Annotated in this window: 18 protein-coding genes; 10 read left to right on the forward strand and 8 right to left on the reverse strand. The window is 73.0% G+C overall.

Annotation, left to right across the window (positions count from 1 at the left end):
* The first annotated feature begins 1 nt into the window (after position 1).
* Both ACWEN6_RS30280 and ACWEN6_RS30285 read left to right on the forward strand, forming a co-directional pair.
* On the forward strand, positions 2-388 hold the full coding sequence (locus ACWEN6_RS30280; protein WP_452574947.1) for a roadblock/LC7 domain-containing protein: 387 nt from the start codon (positions 2-4) through the stop codon (positions 386-388).
* Complete coding sequence (locus tag ACWEN6_RS30285; RefSeq protein WP_452574949.1) at positions 388-747, forward strand: DUF742 domain-containing protein; 360 nt, start codon at positions 388-390, stop codon at positions 745-747. Before ACWEN6_RS30280 ends, ACWEN6_RS30285 begins: the two co-directional genes overlap by 1 nt.
* 129 nt (positions 748-876) lie before the next feature.
* Here ACWEN6_RS30285 and ACWEN6_RS30290 read toward each other — a convergent pair whose 3' ends face one another.
* The 4 genes from ACWEN6_RS30290 to ACWEN6_RS30305 are packed head-to-tail and all read right to left on the reverse strand — an operon-like array spanning position 877 to position 4,970.
* Positions 877-1,452, reverse strand: coding sequence for a GTP-binding protein (locus ACWEN6_RS30290; protein WP_354842661.1), 576 nt, complete (start codon positions 1,450-1,452; stop codon positions 877-879).
* Positions 1,433-1,759: a DUF742 domain-containing protein gene (locus ACWEN6_RS30295; protein ID WP_354842658.1), complete on the reverse strand. Its 327-nt coding sequence runs from the start codon at positions 1,757-1,759 to the stop codon at positions 1,433-1,435. The genes ACWEN6_RS30290 and ACWEN6_RS30295 overlap by 20 nt, the downstream gene beginning before the upstream one ends.
* Positions 1,760-1,803: 44 nt before the next feature.
* Positions 1,804-2,211, reverse strand: coding sequence for a roadblock/LC7 domain-containing protein (locus ACWEN6_RS30300; protein ID WP_248963046.1), 408 nt, complete (start codon positions 2,209-2,211; stop codon positions 1,804-1,806).
* Positions 2,208-4,970 (reverse strand): nitrate- and nitrite sensing domain-containing protein, encoded by a 2,763-nt coding sequence (locus ACWEN6_RS30305; RefSeq protein ID WP_452574951.1) that lies wholly within the window; start codon positions 4,968-4,970, stop codon positions 2,208-2,210. The genes ACWEN6_RS30300 and ACWEN6_RS30305 overlap by 4 nt, the downstream gene beginning before the upstream one ends.
* 110 nt (positions 4,971-5,080) lie before the next feature.
* On the opposite strand from ACWEN6_RS30305, the gene ACWEN6_RS30310 reads away from it, so the two are divergent.
* Entirely contained in the window at positions 5,081-5,905 is an 825-nt protein-coding gene (locus ACWEN6_RS30310; protein WP_354842652.1) for an SDR family NAD(P)-dependent oxidoreductase, read from the forward strand.
* Positions 5,906-5,953: 48 nt separating this feature from the next.
* Here the strand turns inward: ACWEN6_RS30310 and ACWEN6_RS30315 are convergent, their stop codons facing one another.
* Both ACWEN6_RS30315 and ACWEN6_RS30320 read right to left on the reverse strand, forming a co-directional pair.
* Positions 5,954-7,123 (reverse strand): cytochrome P450, encoded by a 1,170-nt coding sequence (locus ACWEN6_RS30315; protein ID WP_452574953.1) that lies wholly within the window; start codon positions 7,121-7,123, stop codon positions 5,954-5,956.
* Positions 7,116-7,925 (reverse strand): helix-turn-helix domain-containing protein, encoded by an 810-nt coding sequence (locus ACWEN6_RS30320; protein ID WP_452574955.1) that lies wholly within the window; start codon positions 7,923-7,925, stop codon positions 7,116-7,118. Before ACWEN6_RS30320 ends, ACWEN6_RS30315 begins: the two co-directional genes overlap by 8 nt.
* Before the next feature lie 369 nt (positions 7,926-8,294).
* Here ACWEN6_RS30320 and ACWEN6_RS30325 point away from each other — a divergent pair, with 369 nt between their 5' ends.
* A complete protein-coding gene (locus ACWEN6_RS30325) occupies positions 8,295-9,752 on the forward strand; it encodes an arabinofuranosidase catalytic domain-containing protein (RefSeq protein ID WP_452574957.1) in 1,458 nt (485 codons plus the stop codon).
* 372 nt (positions 9,753-10,124) lie between these two features.
* Positions 10,125-11,204, forward strand: coding sequence for an acyltransferase family protein (locus ACWEN6_RS30330; RefSeq protein WP_452574959.1), 1,080 nt, complete (start codon positions 10,125-10,127; stop codon positions 11,202-11,204).
* A gap of 55 nt (positions 11,205-11,259) precedes the next feature.
* Here ACWEN6_RS30330 and ACWEN6_RS30335 read toward each other — a convergent pair whose 3' ends face one another.
* Positions 11,260-13,323, reverse strand: coding sequence for an NAD(P)-binding protein (locus ACWEN6_RS30335; RefSeq protein WP_452574960.1), 2,064 nt, complete (start codon positions 13,321-13,323; stop codon positions 11,260-11,262).
* Positions 13,324-13,615: 292 nt separating this feature from the next.
* Here ACWEN6_RS30335 and ACWEN6_RS30340 point away from each other — a divergent pair, with 292 nt between their 5' ends.
* The 3 genes from ACWEN6_RS30340 to ACWEN6_RS30350 all read left to right on the forward strand — a co-directional run bounded on the left by ACWEN6_RS30340 (position 13,616) and on the right by ACWEN6_RS30350 (position 15,805).
* Positions 13,616-13,825, forward strand: coding sequence for a hypothetical protein (locus ACWEN6_RS30340; RefSeq protein ID WP_354842634.1), 210 nt, complete (start codon positions 13,616-13,618; stop codon positions 13,823-13,825).
* A 33-nt stretch (positions 13,826-13,858) separates the two neighbouring features.
* Entirely contained in the window at positions 13,859-15,367 is a 1,509-nt protein-coding gene (locus ACWEN6_RS30345) for an SPFH domain-containing protein (protein WP_452574962.1), read from the forward strand.
* A 117-nt stretch (positions 15,368-15,484) separates the two neighbouring features.
* The gene (locus ACWEN6_RS30350; protein WP_354918376.1) at positions 15,485-15,805 is read left to right on the forward strand and encodes a DUF952 domain-containing protein; all 321 of its coding nucleotides are present in this window, start codon (positions 15,485-15,487) and stop codon (positions 15,803-15,805) included.
* Here the strand turns inward: ACWEN6_RS30350 and pdxR are convergent.
* Complete coding sequence (pdxR, locus tag ACWEN6_RS30355) at positions 15,777-17,222, reverse strand: MocR-like pyridoxine biosynthesis transcription factor PdxR (protein ID WP_452574964.1); 1,446 nt, start codon at positions 17,220-17,222, stop codon at positions 15,777-15,779. The genes ACWEN6_RS30350 and pdxR overlap by 29 nt on opposite strands.
* A 47-nt stretch (positions 17,223-17,269) precedes the next feature.
* On the opposite strand from pdxR, the gene ACWEN6_RS30360 reads away from it, so the two are divergent.
* Both ACWEN6_RS30360 and ACWEN6_RS30365 read left to right on the forward strand, forming a co-directional pair.
* Positions 17,270-17,770, forward strand: a complete 501-nt coding sequence (locus ACWEN6_RS30360; RefSeq protein WP_452574966.1) for a carboxymuconolactone decarboxylase family protein — start codon at positions 17,270-17,272, stop codon at positions 17,768-17,770.
* Entirely contained in the window at positions 17,770-18,594 is an 825-nt protein-coding gene (locus ACWEN6_RS30365) for an isocitrate lyase/PEP mutase family protein (RefSeq protein WP_452574968.1), read from the forward strand. Before ACWEN6_RS30360 ends, ACWEN6_RS30365 begins: the two co-directional genes overlap by 1 nt.
* Positions 18,595-18,782: the final 188 nt, after the last annotated feature.

Below are 18,782 nucleotides of genomic sequence, written 5' to 3' on the forward strand. Positions count from 1 at the left end.
GATGTCGGCCGAACTGCACTGGCTTCTCGACGACTTCGTGGCCCGGGTGACCGACGTGCGGCACGCGATCATCCTGTCCAACGACGGCCTGCGCGTGGCCGCGTCGAGCAGTCTCGAACGCGAGGACGCCGAACACCTGTCGGCCGTCGCGGCGGGCTTCCAGAGCCTGGCCAAGGGCGCCAGCCTGCGGTTCGAGGGCGGCGCGGTCCGTCAGACCATCGTGGAGATGGAGTCGGCGCTTTTGTTCGTCACCTCGGCCGGCAACGGCAGCTGCCTGGCGGTCCTGAGCATGATGCAGGCCGACGCGGGCGTCGTCGCCTACGAGATGGCCCGCCTGGTCGCCGGGGTCGGCCGGCACCTCGGCACCCACCCGAGAGGCGCCGTGTGATGGACGAGCCCGAGGTGATCGACGACGGTCCGGTGGTGCGGCCGTACGCACTCGCCAAGGGCCGGACGCCGCCGCCCGCCGAGGCGTTCGACCTGTTGGCCCACCTCGCCGCCACCGGGACGCCCCCCTCCGGCGCCGACCTGGGCCCCGAGCACCACCGGCTGCTCGGGCTCGTCCAGGAGCCCCGTCCTCTGGTGGAGGTCGCCGCCGACATCGACCTGCCCCTCGGCCTCGTCCGCCTGCTGCTCGCGGATCTGGTGTCCTGCGGCGCCGTCCAGGTTCGCCCGCAGGCGCCGAGCACCCGCAATCCCAGGGCGGCCCTCCTCCAGGAGGTCATCAAGGGTATCCAGGCCCTCTGACCGGAACCGTCCGGGCCCTTCGGCCGAGAACCGTCCAGGCCCTGTGACCGAGAACCGGTGCCAGGGTCCGCGGCGGCGTGGAAACCGTCCGCCGGGGTCGGCGCGCGGCCGTCGCCGCGCGGCGGGCTCCTATCCGGCGGCGGGTGTGAGGGTGCGAAGGGCGTGCTCGACCAGGGTGACCAGCACGACCTTCGCCGAGGCGCGGCGCCGGACGTCGCACAGGATCACCGGGATGCCCGGGTCCAGGTCGAGCGCGATGCGGACGTCCTCAGGCTCGTGCTGCTCGGCCTCGTCGAAGCAGTTCACCGCGACGATGAAGGGCGTGCCGCGCTGCTCGAAGTAGTCGATGGAGGGAAAGCAGTCGGTCAGGCGCCGGGTGTCGGCCAGGACGACCGCGCCGAGCGCGCCGTAGGACAGCTCGTCCCACATGAACCAGAACCGCTCCTGCCCGGGGGTGCCGAACAGGTACACCACCAGGCCCTCGCGGATGGTGATCCGGCCGAAGTCCATGGCCACCGTCGTGGTGGTCTTGCCTTCCACGCCGTCGATGTCGTCGACGCCGATGCCGCGGTCGGACAGGACCTCTTCGGTGCGCAGGGGGCGGATCTCGCTGATCGCCCCGACCAGCGTGGTCTTCCCCACGCCGAAGCCGCCCGCCACCAGTATCTTGAGGGCGACGGGCTCCTCAGAGTGCTCGTAGGCCATTGATCACTTCCTTGAGAATGCGCTCGTTCGGACGCGGTCCCGCGTGGGCGGGCGGCCGAACGCTGATCATGCCGTGATCGTGGAGATCGCCGAGGAGGACCCGGACCACGCCGAGCGGCAGGTCGATCTCGGAGGCGATGTCCGCGACCGACATCGGCCGGTCGGTGAGCTCGAGGATGCGGAGCTCCTCCGGGCCCAGACCGGCCTCGCCAGTGTAGGGAGACCCGGTCGCCGTGACCATAGCGATCAGGTCAAGATCGTCGGCCGATGAGCGGGTGCGGCCGCGGATGAGGGCGTAGGGCCGCACGATCGGCCCCGCCTCCTCGTCGATCCACTGCTCTCCGCGCGTCCTCATGACAATGTCCGCCGGGGGTTGGTCGAGATGTGCTGGCCGACGCGCTTGACGAGCATCGCCATCTCGTAGGCGATGTGGCCCACGTCCGCGTCCGAACTGCTGAGCACCGCCAGGCAGGTCCCGGTGCCGGCGGCGGTCACGAAGAGGAAGGCCGACTCCATCTCGACGATGGTCTGGCGCACCTCGCCGCCGCCGAAGTGACGGCCCGCGCCGCGGGCGAGGCTCTGGAAGCCCGACGCCACGGCGGACAGGTGTTCGGCGTCCTCCCGGCTGAACCCCTTGGACGCGCCGACGACCAGTCCGTCGGTCGAGAGGATGACCGCCTGCCGCACGGCCGCGACCCTGCTGATGAGATCGTCGAGGAGCCAGTTCAGTTCGCCGTTCGACGAGACATTGCCGGTCATTCGTCACCCTTCTCGCCACTCGTCTGCTGTACGTAACCCTCACTATGGTTGCGCAGCTCGTGCTTTTGGTCACCTTCGTCAGGCCGGTCGGTGGCGCTCCGACCGGGCCCCGAGGTCCGCCGGGGCAGGGGGGTGGCGACGTCACCCCTGTTCGAGGGCGCTTCGGGCCGGGGTTCGCCCGTCGCGGAACTCTGCGGCACTTCTCGCTCGGCTTCCAGCCGCCCGCGCCGGCCGCCGTGCTGGAAGGCGGAGAACATCGCGCGCGCCTCGTCCGGTGAGCGCTCGGCGGCTCCCGGGGCTCCGGTCGGCTGTCCCGCCTCGCCGGTCGGGGCGGGCAGAGGGGTCGGCGCGGCCAGCGGGCCGGTGTTCTCGCGAAGCTGCGGGGCCATGTTCGCCTGACGCACCCGCCGCGGCAGGCCCCGGTGCGTGCCGTTCGGCGCGCTGGTGCGCGAGGACGGCGTGCCGTTCGAGGAGCCCGGACGCGGTGGCCGGGTGGACGCCTCGCCCCCGTCCCACGGGGAGGCCTCCCCGGCGCCCTGGGACGACGCCTCGCGCGCGTCGCGAGGAGAGGCCGATCCGGCGAGCCCGGTGGAGGGCGCGCCCGCCTCCGGGACCGGCGGGGCGCCGGCGTCCGCGGCTCTGCCGCCGTTCAAAGCGATCGGGCCGGTGTCGGCGATGCCGGGGATCACGGTCAGCGCGGGCGGGGCCGGGTCACCGGACCGCTCGTGCGAGGGCGTGAAGAACGGAGATCCGCCGGCCGCGGGCTCGGGGGCGGCGGGCCCGGTCACGGGCCTGGACGTCCGGCCGTGCCGCGGCTCGCCGGCGTGCCCGGCGCCGGTCTCGGCCGGGGCCGCGGAACCGCCCGCCAACGGGTCGGCCATCAGGTGCTTCGGGACCAGCACGATGGCCGTCGTGCCGCCGTAGGGGGAGCCGCGGAGCACCACGCTCACGCCGTTGCGCGCGGCGAGCTGGCCGACGACGAACAGCCCGAGCCGGTCGCTGTCGGCCAGGTCGAACTCCGGCGGCTCGGCCAGCCGCTCGTTGACCGCCTTGTACTCCTCCGGGGACAGGCCGAGGCCGCGGTCCTCGATCTCGACGACGAAGCCGTTGCCGACGACATCACCGCGCACCTGCACCGTGGTCTGCGGCGGCGAGAACATCGTCGCGTTCTCGATCAGCTCGGCGATCAGGTGGATGACGTCGGCGACGACGGCCCCGTTGATGTGCGCGTCCGGCAGGGGATACAGATTGACCCGGGTGTAGTCCTCCACCTCGGCCACGGCGGCGCGCACGATGTCGACCACGGGCACCGGCTTGCGCCAGGCCCGGCCGGGCGCGGCGCCGGACAGGATGATCAGGCTCTCGGCGTGGCGGCGCATGCGGGTGGTGAGGTGGTCGAGCTGGAACAGGCCCTCCAGCGCGTCCGGCTCGTTCGTGCGGCGTTGCATGGTGTCCAGCAGCCTGAGCTGGCGGTGCAGCAGCCCCTGCTTGCGGCGGGCGAGGTTGAGGAACACCTGGCTGACGCCCTGGCGCAGGGCGGCCTGCTGGACGGCGGCCTCCACGGCGGTGCGCTGCACCGAGCTGAACGCCTGCGCCACGTCGCTGACCTCGGAGGAGTCGCCGCCGGTGATGGGCGGCGCCTCGGTCTCGACGTCGACCTCCTCGCCCTGGCGCAGCCGGTCGACGACGCGCGGCAGCCGGACGTCGGCCAGTTCGCGGGCGGAGTTGCGCAGGTCGGCCAGCTCGCGCACCAGGCGGCGGCCGAATCGCACCGAGATGACGATCGAGGCGATGACCGCCACCAGGCCGAGGCCGCCGGCCAGGATGATGCGCAGGAGGATGCCGGTGGCGATGGTCTTGGCCCGGTCGGCCAGGACGCGGGTCGCCTTGACGGCGACCTGGTCGAGCGTCGTGGAGAGGTTGTCGATGATCGGCTGCCACTTGCCGAGCGTGTCCGGTAGCGGGCCGCCGGTGTGGATCCTGCCGAAGAGGTCCTGCTCCATGGAGGCGAAGCGCTTGTAGGTCGAGGAGGCGACGACCTCCTCGTAGGGCCTGCGCAGCTCGGGGTCGAGGGCGGCCATGCTCTTGGCCTGCTGGAAGCGCCGGTTGGCGGCCCATTCGGCGAAGGCGGAGAACTCGGGGTGTGTCAGCCCCCCGGAGCGCAGGGCCCCGCCGACCAGCGCGTTCTCCCGCGCGATGATCTCGCGTACGTTGCCCATGCCCTGCATCGCCGCGGCCTGCTCGAAGACCGCGAGGTCGGGCACCGAGGTCATGCGGGTGAAGACGGTGAACAGCGCGTCCATGACGCGGTTGTAGGCCTGGATGGTCTCCAGGCGGTTGGACTGCGCGGTGTCGACGTTGGCCCGGATGTTCGGCAGGCCCTGCAGCTCGTCGATCAGGGAGTCGATGGAGTCGCTCATCGCGTCGGTGAGCGCGCCGCGGGCGCCGTCCTCCGTCGCGGCGGCGCGGAACTTCTCCAGGGAGACATCGGTGGTGTGGCGCTGGGCGGCCAGCTTGTTCTGGTCGTCGAGCCGCACGCTGAGGGCCTCGGCGGACAGGGCGCGTTCACTCTGAATCTGGAGTCCCAGATCTGTTGAGGTGACGCCCACACTCTGATAGATCGTGTTCGCCCGCATGAGGGCGATGCCATCACCGACGGTCAGATTGAGGACGAACCCCCACAGGGCGCTGAGCGATAGCAACGGCAGAAGCAGCAACGCGAAAATCTTGACTCGGATGGACCGCTTTCGGGAACTCATGGTCACTCCTGCATCGCTTGGAGGCTCTGCCGCATTTGGGGGGAAATGCACCTCCGGAAGATCGCACAGCAGGCTAGCACCGATACAGTTTGCGCGTACTGGAGGATCAGATGATATCTGTCGTTACTGGGGCGAGTGCGGGTATTGGGGCAGCCGCTGCGGAGGCGCTGGCCAGAGCCGGTCACGATGTCGTCATCGTCGGCCGCTCGCGCGCCAAGCTCGACTCCGTCGCCGACCGCGTCGCCGCCGTCTCCGGCCGCCGCCCCGATGTCGCGGTGGCCGACTTCACCTCCTTCGAGGACGTCACCCGCCTGGCCGCCGATCTGCTGGACCGCTACGAGCGCATCGACGTGCTGGCCAACAACGCCGGCGTCATGTCCGCCAAGCGGCGGACGACCCGCGACGGGCACGAGGTGATGGCGCAGGTCAACCACCTGTCCCCGTTCCTGCTGACCAACCTGCTGCTCGACCGGATCACCGCGTCCGGCGGCAGGGTGGTCACCACCTCCTCCGCCGCCGCGCGCACCGGGCGGCTCGACCCCCGCGACATCGACCGCGCGCACCGGCGGTGGTCCGCCTGGCTGCAGTACGGCGACACCAAGCAGGCCAACGTGCTGTTCACCGTCGAACTCGCCAGACGGGGAGTGAACGCCACCTGCTTCCACCCCGGCGTCGTCAAGACGGGGTTCGCGCCCGACAGCCTCTACATGAAGGCGGTGCTGATGGTCCCCGGCGTCGCGCGCTCGCCCGAGCAGGCCGCGAGCACGCTCGTCCACCTGGCCACCACGCCCGACGGCGTCGAGCACTCCGGCCGCTTCTTCGCCAAGAGCGCCCTCGCCTCGGCGAGCAGGTCCATGACCGACCCCACCCTGGCCGCCGCCCTCTGGGAGACCAGCCGCGCCGCCACCGGCCTGTCCACCCCCGACCGCACCTGACGACGGCCCGCGCCGCGCCATCGGCCCGGCCCGGGCGCCTGCCTCCCCCTACGGGGCGGCCAGCGCCAGATCGAGCACGTCGATGCCGACCGGAGTGCGCCTGGTCGTGATCCGGCTCACCGACCACGGTGCGGGGAAGCGGTCCAGCAGCGCGCGCACCGCGATCACGGCCTCGTGCCGGGCCAGGTGCGCGCCGAGACAGAAGTGCGCGCCGTGGCCGAAGGAAAGGTGCTCGTTGGGCGTCCGGCCGGGCCGGAACTCGTGCGGCTCGGCGAACACCCGGGGGTCCCGGTTGGCCGACAGGACCATGGCGACCACGCGCCGGCCGGTGTCGATGGCGTGCCCGGCGATGCCGGCCGGGCCGGTGGTGAACCGGTCGGTGCCGCCGACCGGGGGCAGGAACCGCAGCACCTCCTCGACGGCGCCGGGTACCAGCGCGCGGTCGGCGCGCAGCCGGGCCAGTGCGCCGGGGTGGGCCGCCAGGCACAACACCGTGTTGACCAGCAGAGTCTTGGTGCTCTCGTGGCCGTTGACGAGCAGGAGCGTGCAGAAGTCGAGCAGCTCCTCCTCCGAGAGCCGGCCGCCGTCCGGCTCGGCGGCCAGCAGGGTGCCGATCACGTCGTCTCGGGGCCGGGCGCGGTGCTCGGCGAACACCTCCCGCAGGTACTCGCCCAGTTCGGCGCGCGCGGTGCGGAAGGCGGCCCGGCGCCCCGGGTCCTCGGTGAACGAGCCGGCGAAGGAGGTGATCGCCTCGCTCCAGCGCACGATGTCGGCCTGCCGGTCCGCCCGGACTCCGAGCAGCGCGGCGATGGTGCGCACCGGCAACGGGTAGCCGAGCCGGCCGATCACGTCGAGCTCGCCGTCCACATCGGTCAGCAGCGTCCGCACGGTGCCGGCGATCGAGGGCAGGAGGGCCTGGATCGCGCGGGGCGTGAAGGCCCGGCCGACCAGACGGCGCAGCACGTGGTGCCGGGGCGGGTCCATCGCGGACAGGCTGCCGAGAAGCGGATTGTCCCGGTGCGGCACGGGCCGGGCGCTGTAGCGGAGTTCGTCGGAGGAGAACACCGAATGGTCGGTGAGAACCTGCCTCACCTCGGCGTGACCGTGTACCACCCAGGCGCCCAGCGGTTCGACGAAACGCACCGCGTCCCCGGCGGTACCGTCCCGTGCGGTCTCCCGGTACCAGTCGAGGATCTCCCCGACAGCGCCATCAGCCATGCGTCGAGTGTCGTGGCTCCCGGCCGGCCGAGGCTTGGAGAAAACGGACGTCCGGCAGCAACGTGGCCGGCGGCGCCCCCACGGCGTGCCGGAACTCGGCGAGCAGGTGTGACTGGTCGTAGCAGCCGCTGCGCACGGCGATGTCCGCCCAGTCGGGGCGCTCCCCCTTGGCCACCGCGGCGCGCGCGGCGGCGAGCGCGTGGTGCAGCCGGACCACCCGCACGTAGGACTTGGGCCGCAGTCCGACCGCCACCCCGAACCGCCGCCGCAGGTGCCGCCCGGACAACCCCGCCCGGGCGGCATGCCGGTCCACCGGCGCGCCCGGCTCGGCGTGCATGGCCGCCAGCACGATGAGCACGCGCTCGTCCACCTGGCATCGCCCGGCCCGCGCCCGCACCAACGCCAACGCCCCGCCCAGCCGTTCGCTGACCGAGCCGCCCAGCCGTTCGCTCACCGAGCTCCCCAGCCGTTCGGTCGCCGAGCTCCCCAGCCGTTCGGTCGCCGACCCGCCGAGCCGCCCGACCTCGAGCGGCGTCCCGGTCAGCGGCACCTCGTCGGCCGCCACCCCGAACAGTCCGGTCACCGTCCCCGGTCGTAGCCGCACCCCCACCAGCGGTCCGCCCTCGGGCAGCGCCCCTTGCCGGCCCCGCGTCTCCGGCCCGGCCAGCCGGCACGCCCCGTCGGGCATGACCAGCAGGTCGACGGTGGGGTGCGGCAACCCTCTCGGCACCGTGCCGCCGTCGAGCACCCAGGTCGCGGCCACGAGATGGGTCAGGTCGGCAGGGACGGGCAATGCGGTCACCCGTGCAGTCAACCCGGTGGCCGCCGCCTTCGCCAGCGACCAACCGGACGCGGGCACAGCCCAAGGACGGCAGTGGGTGAGGCGGGCGGCGGCTCACCATCCGGCGGACCGCGATGAAAGTTTCACGACATCTCATCGCAACAGCGCCGAACGCGCCACGGGAAGAGCCAGGCGGCGCGCTGACGGCACCCCGAGGCGTCCGGGAGATTCGATCCGCCTTCTTGACGCCGGGGCCTTCAGTGCATTGACTCCGCACTATCCCGTCAACAGCGAATCGGTTCGATCGGGGATGAATGTTAGCGCTAACATCCATCTGATCAGGCTGCTGTGGCGGTGCCGTCCCATGATCCCTGATCGAGAGAAGAAGGCATGATGCTGTTCGGAAGCCTGAGAAGGGCGCTCGCGACCGGGGCGAGCGCGTTGCTCGCCACCGTCTGCCTGGTCGGCGGTGGCACGGCACGGGCCGCCACCACCGGCCCGTGTGACATCTACGCCGCGGGCGGTACGCCGTGTGTGGCGGCGCACAGCACGACCCGTGCGCTGTACGGCGCCTACAGCGGCCCGCTGTACCAGGTCAGGCGCGCCTCGGACAACACCACCCGCGACATCGGCGTCCAGAGCGCGGGCGGCGTCGTCGACGCCGCAGCCCAGGACTCGTTCTGCTCCGGCACGACCTGCCTCATCACCATCCTCTACGACCAGTCCGGCCGTAACAACCGCCTCACCCAGGCGCCCCCCGGCTACTGGAAGGGTCCGGCCGCGGGCGGATGGGACAACCTCGCGAACGCGACCGCGGCGCCGATCACCATCGGCGGCCAGAAGGCCTACGGCGTCCGCGTGGAGCCCGGTACCGGCTACCGCAACAACAACACCAACGGTGTGGCGACCGGCGACCAGCCGGAGGGCATCTACGCGGTCGTCGACGGCACGCACTACAACCAGTGGTGCTGCTTCGACTACGGCAACGCGCAGACCGACGGCCAGGCCGACGCCCCCGCCATCATGGAGACCGTCTACTTCGGCGCCGACAAGCAGTGGGGCTACGGGGACGGAGCCGGCCCCTGGATCATGGCCGACCTGGAGTGGGGGCTGTTCTCCGGGGTGAACGCGGGCCACAACACCCTCGCGTCGATCAACCACCGTTTCGTCACGGCCATGGTCAAGGGCGAGCCGAACCACTGGGCGATCCGGGGCGGCGACGCGCAGTCGGGCGGCCTGACGAACTACTTCGACGGACGGCGCCCCAACGGCTACAACCCGATGAAAAAGGAAGGCGCCATCCTGCTCGGCATCGGCGGCGACAACAGCGTCTCCGGCCGCGGCACCTTCTTCGAGGGCGTGCTGACCTCCGGCTATCCGAGCGCCGCCACCGAGAACGCCGTCCAGGCCAACATCACCGCCGCGGGCTACGCGCCGGCGGGCGGCGGCAACCCGCAGCAGGGCTCCCAGATCGTGGGCGGCCAGTCCGGCCGGTGCGTCGACGTGCCGAACTCCAGCACCACCAACGGCACCCAGGTGCAGATCTGGGACTGCGGGAGCGGCACCAACCAGCGGTTCACCTCCACCTCGGGCAAGCAGTTGCAGGTGTACGGAAACAAGTGCCTGGACGCCAACGGGGCCGGTACCGCCAACGGCACCCAAGTGATCATCTGGGACTGCAACGGCCAGGCCAACCAGCAGTGGAACGTCAACTCCAACGGCACCATCACCGGCGTGCAGTCCGGTTTGTGCCTCGACGCCAACGCGGCCGGCACCGCCAACGGCACGAAACTCATCCTGTGGGCCTGCAACGGCCAGGCCAACCAGCGGTGGACCCTGCGCAGCTGAGCTTCGGCCGCGCCGTGCCCGCCCTCCCGTGATCGCCGCGGCGAGAGATCAGATCGCAACAAAGATCATTCCGTTGGGAGCTCCAAGCCCGCTCAGTCGTTTCGGCGTACCGATGCCCGACGCGGGCCCGGCTTCCCTGTCGTCCCTACCCGCTCCCTGGGTAGGGGACGGTCTCCTGCCGCGACGTCCGTCACGGGCCGAGCGCCACGGGTGGGCGGTCACACTTGGGACCGCCCACCTGCTCGCCGGGCGGGACCGTCCACTCCTGTGACGACGACCGGGCCTGTACGGCCGGGGGATGTCGCACTGTTCGCCCAAGGGTCATCCGCCGTTCAGCGGGTTCCCAGGCCGTCTCGTTAGGGTGCGTGGGCTGTGACCGCCGCCACCCCCGCCACCCCCGCCACCCCCGCCGTTCCGGCCCTGCCCGACGCCCCGGCCGCCGCCGTCCGCGCGGCCAGGGCCGCCCGGGACCCGTTCCTGGACAACGCCAAGTACCTGGCGATCCTCCTCGTCGTGATGGGGCACCTCATCGAGGACCTGCGGGACGTCCCGGCCGCGCACGCCATCTACTTCTTCGGCTACACCTTCCACATGCCGCTGTTCATCACGCTGAGCGGCTACCTGTCGCGGAACTTCACCTTCTCGCCGGGCAAGGCGCGAAAGCTGATCACCCAGCTCGCGCTGCCGTACGTGATCTTCGAGCTCGCGTACTCGCTGCCGCGCCTGGTCATGTACGGCAAGCTCGACATCAGCCTGCTCGACCCGTACTACCTCACCTGGTTTCTGATGTCGCTGTTCATGTGGCGGCTGTCGACCCCGGTGTGGCAGCAGCTCCGCCGGCCGCTCGCCGTGGCGGTGGGGCTGTCCCTTCTGGGAGGCATGAGCGAGTTGCCCGACGAGCTGTCGATGAACCGCACGCTCGGCCTGCTGCCCTTCTACGTGCTGGGGCTGATGACCCGTCCCGAGCACCTGGAGCTCCTCAAGCGCCCGTGGGTGCGGGTGGCCGGCGCCGTGCTCCTGGTGACAGGGCTGGTGGTCGCGTTCGCCGTGCACGCCGACATCGCGACCGAGTGGATCCGCTGGCGGCACAGCAACGTCAAGATCGGCGTGAACGACCTCACGGGCAGTGTGATCCGGCTGGCGATGCTGTCGGCGGGCGCGGTGCTGGTGGCCGCGTTCCTGGCCGTCACACCCGCGCGCCGCACCTGGTTCTCCGGGCTCGGCGCGGCCACGATGTACGCCTACCTGCTGCACGGCTTCGCGGTGAAGGTCCTGGAGAGGTACGACGCGGGGCTGCGCACCCCGTGGGGCGTCGCCCTGGTGGCCGCGTCCGGCGTGGTCCTGGCCACCGTGCTGTGCACGCCGCCGGTGCGCCGCCTGTTCCGCTGGGCCGTGGAGCCGGACCTGTCGTGGGCCTTCACCGCCATCCGCCGCCCCCGGCCCTCACGCTGACCTCATCCGGTTCGTGCCGGGGTCACCTGCGAGGTTCGTGCCGGGGTCACCTGCTTCATGCCGGGGCCGCGTCCGAGAGGTCGCGTACCGCGCGGTGGGCCGCGCTGACGGCCGCGCCGGCGTCCCCGCCGGACACCGTGTCCGCGCCGGCCATCGCGATGCGCCCGAAGCGCCGCCGCGCCGTGTCCGCCGTGAGCGGCGCGCCGGGACGGGAGGCGTCCCACGGCCCGGCGTGCTCGCGGGCGTACCCGTGCCCCCACCGGTTCACCGTGAGCCCCTCCACGTCGCGGGCGGCGTCGAAGCCGAACGGGCCGAGCAGGCGGGCGAGTTGTTCCCTGACGGTGAACTCCAGCACCGCGTACGGCGTGAGCGCCAGTGCGCGGCGCCCGGCCTCCGCCGCCCGCGCCGGAGCCATGCCGGGCGGGGCCGGAGCGTGCACGAGGTGGACGGTGATCGGCTCGTCCGGGCGGCGCGGGAACCGGTAGGAGCCGGCGCCGACCGGCGGGGCGAGTTCGGCGGCGGCCCAGAACGCTCCGGTGAACCGGACGCGGTGGACGCCGGCCTCGCGGAAGGCGTGCCATGCGCGCAGTTGCGCCGTGGCGCACACCACCGGCATCCGCACCGCCTGCCGCATCGCGTCCCTCTGGGCGGCGGGCAGGTCGCGCACCAGGTGCGGGATCGCCGCCGCCCAGCAGGCCATGATCACGGCGCCGGCCCGGACCGTGCGGACCCGGTGGCCGTCGAAGTACCCCACGGTGACCGAGGCGGCGCTGTGGGGATCCCCGTCGTTGCGCACCAGCACCACCGGGCTGGACAGCCGCACCCGCACGCGGTTGGACGGCCGGTCCAGCGCGCCGTAGTCGAACCACGTGGTGGTGATGTCCTCCAGCGCCGTGGTCCCCGCGAATCCCGGCACCATGCGGCCGACCATCGCGCGCACCAGGGACTGCGGGCCCTCGGGCAGGCAGGGCACCTCGGCGTCGTCGCCGGCCCGTCGTCCGGCCGCCCGCGCCGGGTCGCGGGGCGAGGGCGCCGAGCCGGCCGGCCCGAGTCCGGCGAAACCCGGATAGGCGTGGCGGTCCGCGGCGGCCCAGGCGTCGATGGCGCCCAGCGCGTCCGCGCCGTGGGCCCGGGTCGCGGTGGGCATCGTCCGGCAGAACGCGACGGCGTCGGGGTGGACGCGGCAGACCTCCCGCAGGAAGCCCGCGTAGCTCAGCCCGGCGAGCCGCCGCTTCTTGTCCTCGCCGGACAGGCCGGGGAACCAGTCGGGAGGGTCGTCGTAGAGCATGACCAGGTCCCTCCGGGCCTGCGCGGCGATCGGCAACTCGGCGACCCACTCGGCGGTCGTCCTGCCCGGGGGCAGGGCCACCAGCCGGTCGGCGCCGGCGCCGTAGGTCTCCCGGTCGCAGAAGACCCCTTCGTGCATGCCGAGGCCCGGATACAGGCCCGGTTCGGCGTGGGCGCGTAACCTGCCGGGTTCGGCGCCGAGGTCGGCCAGGAGCTCCCGTGCCTGCGGCGGCCAGGCGGAGGGGGCGTAGAGCGCGCGGGCGCCGCCGTGCGCGACCAGCGGTCCGGCCCGCCCTGCGGGGTGGAACTCGGTGCGGCGGGCGGGCCCGCCGATGTCGTCATGGCCGTCGAGGATGAGCACCCGCGCCCCGGGGTGGCGCCGCACCCAGATGTAGGCGGCGGTGACGCCGCTGATGCCGGCGCCGACGACGACCAGGTCGTAGCTCTCCACGGGCGGCCGTGGCGCGTCCACGCGCTTCCAGAACCTGCCGTCGCGCAGGGCGTGCGCCACGCCGGTCGCGTCCGGGGTGTCCCCTCGCAGCCCTTGCAGCGCGGCCGGATGCGGCCGTGCGCGCCCGTGTCCCGGGTGCGTCCCGTCCCTCGGGGACGGTGAAGGTCCGCCCGGGTCGCCGGCCGGGCCGAGGGGCGTACCGGCGGACGCCGGGCCGGCGGGGGAGGCGAAGGCGGCGCACGCGGCGGCCGTCGTGACGCCGTCCAGGAACGCCCTGCGGCTGATCGCGCGTCCCGTCCACGGTCCGGCGCGCAGGTCGCCTCCGGACGCGCGGGCGGAGGTCGCGGGGGATCGCCCGCCGGGAGGGAAATGAGCCGTCATTCCGCCGATCCTCGCCCCGCGCGGAATGGAACAAGGCGCATGTCGCGGGCGGCGAGCCGAGTCTTTTCGGGTTCATTGCGTGGGCCCTACGGGCGCGGCATCCCGCTTTGATGGTGATCGTGCCTCATGTGGGGAACGCCGCGAACACCTGGTTCGTTGGGCCGGACGAAGACGATCCGCGCGGACGAATCGGAGTCGCCGCGAAATGCCAGGGGGCTTTTCGCCGGCCGATGAAGATACGGGGCAAACGGGGTAACGTTCGCGTTCGCGGGTCGATTTATGACGACGGGGTGTGCTGCACGTGGTGGGCAGACAGGGCAGGGTCACCGGCAAGATCGGGCCGGGCCTTGTGGGCGAGGTGCTGGTGCCGATACGCGGGGGCGTTGAGGCTTTCTATGCCCATCCCAGCGTGCCCGAAGAGGAGATCCCGGTGGGAACGATCATCATCGTCGTCGAGTACTCGCCACCACGCACCGTCTACGTGGCGCGCGCGATCGTCTGACTCTCCCACCCCCCTCATCTCGGAGGTCAACACATGACCGGTACGGAGCTGGCCTTCTGGGCCGGCGGCATCGTCGTCCTGTTCGTCGTCCTGGTCCTGCTGTTCAAGGCCGTGTGGCGGGTCGCCGAGCCGAACGAGGCGCTCATCATCTCCGGCCTCGGCGCCCACACGAGGAACGAACTGGCCGACAGCCTGGGCTTCAAGATCATCACGGGGAAGGGTGCGGCGGTCATCCCGGGCTTCCAGACCGCGCGCCGCCTGCGGCTCGACAGCCGCGCCACCAACCTCCAGGTCAACTGCGTGACCCAGCAGGGCATCCCGGTGCAGGTGCGCGGCGTGATCATCTACAAGGTCGGCGACGACTTCGTCTCCATCGCCAACGCCGCCCGCCGCTTCCTGGACCAGCAGGACAGCATGAGCGGGGCGATCCACGAGCTGTTCACCGGCCACCTGCGCTCGATCATCGGCAATCTCACCGTCGAGGACCTCATCCTCAACCGCGAACGGCTCACCGGTGAGACCCGCAGCAGCGCCGCCGACGAGATGAGCAAGCTCGGCCTGGTCGTCGACTCCCTGCAGATCCAGGAGATCGACGACGAGACCGGCTACATCCTCAACCTCGGCAAGCCGCACGCCGCCCGGGTCGCCGCCTCCGCCCGCATCGCCGAGGCCCAGCGCGACCAGGAGGCCACCGAGGCCGAGCAGGTCGCCGCCGCCAAGAAGGCCGCGGCCATCCGCGAGTCCCAGATCCAGCAGGCCGGCTACCAGGCCGAGGTCGACCAGGCGTCCGCCAAGGCCCGGCAGGCCGGCCCGTTGTCGGAGGCCACGGCCCGCCAGGAGGTCGTCGTCCAGGAGACCCGCGCCGCCGAGCTGGAGGCCAACCTGGCCGAGCAGCGGCTCCAGTCGCAGGTCCGCAAGCCCGCCGACGCCAAGGCCTACGAGACGGTCACCCTCTCCCAGGCCGAGCGCGACGCCCGCATCGCCCAGGCCGAGGCCGAGGCCAGAGAGACCGAGCTGCGCGCCGTCGCGCAGGCGTCCCAGGTGAAGCAGGCCGCCGCCGCCGAGGCCGAGTCGGTGCGGCTGCGCGCCGAGGCGGCCGGCGCGGCCTCCCGCGCCACCGGTGAGGGCGAGGCGGCCGCCGCCCAGGCGCGCGGCCTGGCGGAGGCGGAGGCGGCCAAGGCGCGCGGCCTGGCCGAGGCCGAGGCGGCCAAGGCCAAGGGCTTGGCGGAGGCCGAGTCGATCAGGGCCCGCTCGCAGGCTCTCTCGGAGAACCAGGAGGCCGTCATCGCCCAGCAGCTCGCCGAGAACTGGCCGGCGATCGTCGAGGCCGGCTCCAAGGCGTTCGGCAACGTCGACCACATGGTCGTCCTGAACGGCGCCCAGGGCGTCGAGGAGCTGCTGGCCAAGGCGCTGACCCTCGGCGGCACCGGCCTCGGCCTGGCCCGCTCCCTGCTGTCCGGCGCCACCCCGCCCAACCTGAACGCCGCCGCCCCCGCCGCCCCCGAGACGGCCGTCAACGGCACCGTCCCCCTGGAGAAGTAGCTCAAGGACTCCCGGTCACCCGGACGGGGCCGGGCGCGCACGACGGCGCGCCCGGCCCCGCCGCATGCGTGGGGACGGGCGTGGCGGGCCCTGCGCGGGTGTTCTAGGCTCGGTGCGGTGACGATCCTCCATCTGGCGCTGGCCGCCGACTGGGAGGCCGCCGTGCGTGCCGGTGAGTACCGCGTGTCCACGCTCGGCCGCACCCTCGAGCAGGAGGGGTTCATCCACGCCAGCGCCGACCGGGCGCAGCTGGACGGGGTGGCCCGGAACTTCTACGCGGCGGTGGCCGCCCCCCTCGTCGTGCTGACCATCGACGAGGCGCTGCTGGACGGCGAGGTCCGCCTGGAGGTGCCTCCCGGCGCGCAGGAGGCCTTCCCGCACATCTACGGCCCCGTCCCCGTCCACGCCGTCACCTCCGTGGAGCCCTTCTCCCTCTGACCGGCCTCGGCCCGAGGACCTCGGCCAGGGCGTCCAGGGCCGCGGCGTAGGAGTGCTCCGGTGGTGTCCCGTACCCGACGATGACGCCCTGCGGGTGGCCGGGGCTCTCCCGGTGCCAGTAGTCGGCCAGGCCGCCCAGGGCCAGGCCGCGTTCCTCCGCCGCCGCGAGGACGGCCCGTTCGTCCGGGCCGCCGGGCGGCAGGTGGATCAGCGCGTGCAGGCCGGCCGCGACGCCGCCCGGGTCGAGGAACGAGGCGCGCGCGGGGCCAAGGCGCGCCAGCAGCAGGTCGCGGCGGCGGCGGTAGTGCAGCCGGCAGGCGCGCACGTGCCGGTCGTAGACGTGCGAGGTGATCAAATCGGCCAGGACGAGCTGGGCGAGGGTCTCGGTGTGGTGGTCGGCGTGCAGCTTGGCGTCGGTGACCGGCCCGACCAGGCGCGGGGGCAGGATCATCCAGGCCAGGCGCAGCCCTGGCACGAGGGTCTTGGCGGCGGTGCCGAGGTAGGCGACGTGATCGGCGGCCATGCCCTGCAGGGCGCCGACGGGCTGGCGGTCGTAGCGGAACTCGCCGTCGTAGTCGTCCTCGATGATCAGGCCGCCGGTGCTGCGCGCCCAGTCGGCGAGGGCGTGGCGGCGTTCGGGGTGCAGGGTGGCGCCGGTCGGGAACTGGTGGGCGGGGGTCACCACGACCGCGCCCACCCCGGCGTAGGCCGCCGTGCTCAGCAGGCCGGTGCGCGCCCCGCGCCCGTCGACCGGCAGGGGCAGGACGCCGGCGCCCGCCCGGCGCACGATCTCCCGGTGGAAGGCCAGCCCCGGGTCCTCCATCGCGATGGTGGGGCGCCCGCCGGCGGCGACCACCCCGGCCAGCAGGGCGAGGCCCTGGACGTACCCGGTGATGACGACGATCCGGCCGGGGCCGGCGAGCACGCCGCGCGTGCGCCCGAGATAGCCGGCCAGCGCGGTGCGCAGCGCGGCGGTGCCGGCCGGCGCCCCGTAGCCGTGCACGGCGGCCGGCACGGTCGCCAGCACCCGCCGGGTGGCGCGCAGCCACGCCGCCGCGGGGAACGTGGTCACGTCGGGGCTGCCGGGCCGCAGGTCGAACCTGGGCGCCGGGGAGTCCCCGCCGGCGGGCGGCGCGCCCGCGCGCTGCGGGGCGACGTCGGCGACCGAGGTGCCCGAGCCGTGGCGGGCCGTCAGGTAGCCCTCGGCGATGAGCTGGTCGTAGGCGGCGCTCACCGTGCCGCGCGAGAGCCCGGTCTCGGCGGCCAGCGCCCGGCTGGACGGCAGGCGGGTGCCCGGCGCGAGCCGGCCGTCGCGGATCGCGTCGCGCAGCGCGTGCTCGAGGCCGGTGCGCCGACCGGCGACGGCGTCCATCTCGACGAGCAGGTCGACCCCGAAAGTGGCCCAATCTCCTGACACAACACTGGATCTTACCGCCGGTCCACTGGGCTTCTACCATGGATTTCATGACGACGACGAACACCACGAGCGCCCCCGCCACCACGCGGCCGCAGCACCGTGTCAACTTGAACAAGCACACCGCCGAGATGTACAAGGCCCTCGGCGAGCTGGACGGCCTGGTCGCCGGCAGTGGTCTGGAGGCCCCGCTGCTCGAACTGGTGCGCATTCGCGCCTCCCAGATCAACGGCTGCGCTTTCTGCGTCGACATGCACACCATCGACGCACGGGCCGCGGGTGAGCGGGAGCAACGCCTCTACGCCCTCACGGTCTGGCACGAGACGCCGTTCTTCACCGACCGCGAGCGCGCCGCGCTGGAGCTGACCGAGGCGATCACCCTGCTGCCGCAGAGCGGGGTGGGCGACGAGGTCTACGCCCGGGCCGCGGAGCAGTTCGGCGAGGAGGAGTTGTCCAAGCTCATCTGGGCGATCATCATGATCAACGCCTGGAACCGCATCGGCGTCACCTCGCGGCTGGTCCCCGGGAACTACCACCCCTCCGCGCACTGATGACCTCTCCCAAGGCGGCGGAGCTGCGGGCGCTGCACGTGCCCGGACGGCCCCTGGTGCTGCCGAACGTCTGGGACGCCGCCTCCGCGCGCGCCGTGGTGGAGGCGGGCTTCCCCGCCGTGGCCACCGGCAGCGCGGCGGTGGCGCCCGTCCTCGGCTACGCGGACGGCGAGCAGGCGCCGGCCGGCGCGATGCTGGACGCGGTCGCCCGCATCGCCCGCGCGGTGCCGGTGCCGGTCACCGCCGACCTGGAACGGGGGTACGGGCTCGCGCCCGCCGAACTGGTCGAGCGGCTGGTCGCGACGGGGGCGGCCGGTCTCAACCTGGAGGACTCCGACCCGGGCACCGGCACGCTGGTCGATCCCGATGAGCAGGCCGGCTTCCTGGCGGAGGTGCGGGCCGCCGCCGCGAGGGCGGGAGCCGACCTGGTGATCAACGCGCGGGTGGACACGTACCTGCGCGGCGCGGGGACCTCCGGTCCCCACGGTGCGGGGGCCGCGGACCCGCGCGACGAGGGGGCCTCCGACCGGCGGCTCGCCGACGCCGTGGAGCGCGGGCGCCGCTACCTGCGGGCGGGAGCCGACTGCGTGTACCCGATCGGCGCCGCCGACCCCGAGGTGATCAAGACGCTGGTCGCCGAGGTGGGCGGGCCGGTCAACGTGCTGTTCCGCCCGGGCGTCCCCTCCCTCGCGGAGCTGGCCGCCCTGGGCGTCGCCCGGGTGAGCTTCGGGCACGGCCTGCACGCCGCCACTCAGCGGTACCTGGCCGCGATGCTGTCCGCGATCGCCTCCGGGGAGACCCCGTACGAGATCGGCGGCCCGTAGGCGCCCTGCCCAGCCCGAACGCCGGCGTCCTGCCCGGGGAAGTGGGACGCGGCGCCACCACGCCCACCGCGGCGGCGGTGGGACGTGTCGCGTCCGCGACGACCCGCGACGCCGGCGGCCGGCCGGTGAGCCCGTACGGGACGCGTGCGATTGGAGCTCTCCGCACAGGGGCAGGTACCGGCAGGAAG

This window comes from Sphaerisporangium sp. NPDC004334 (assembly GCF_053602655.1).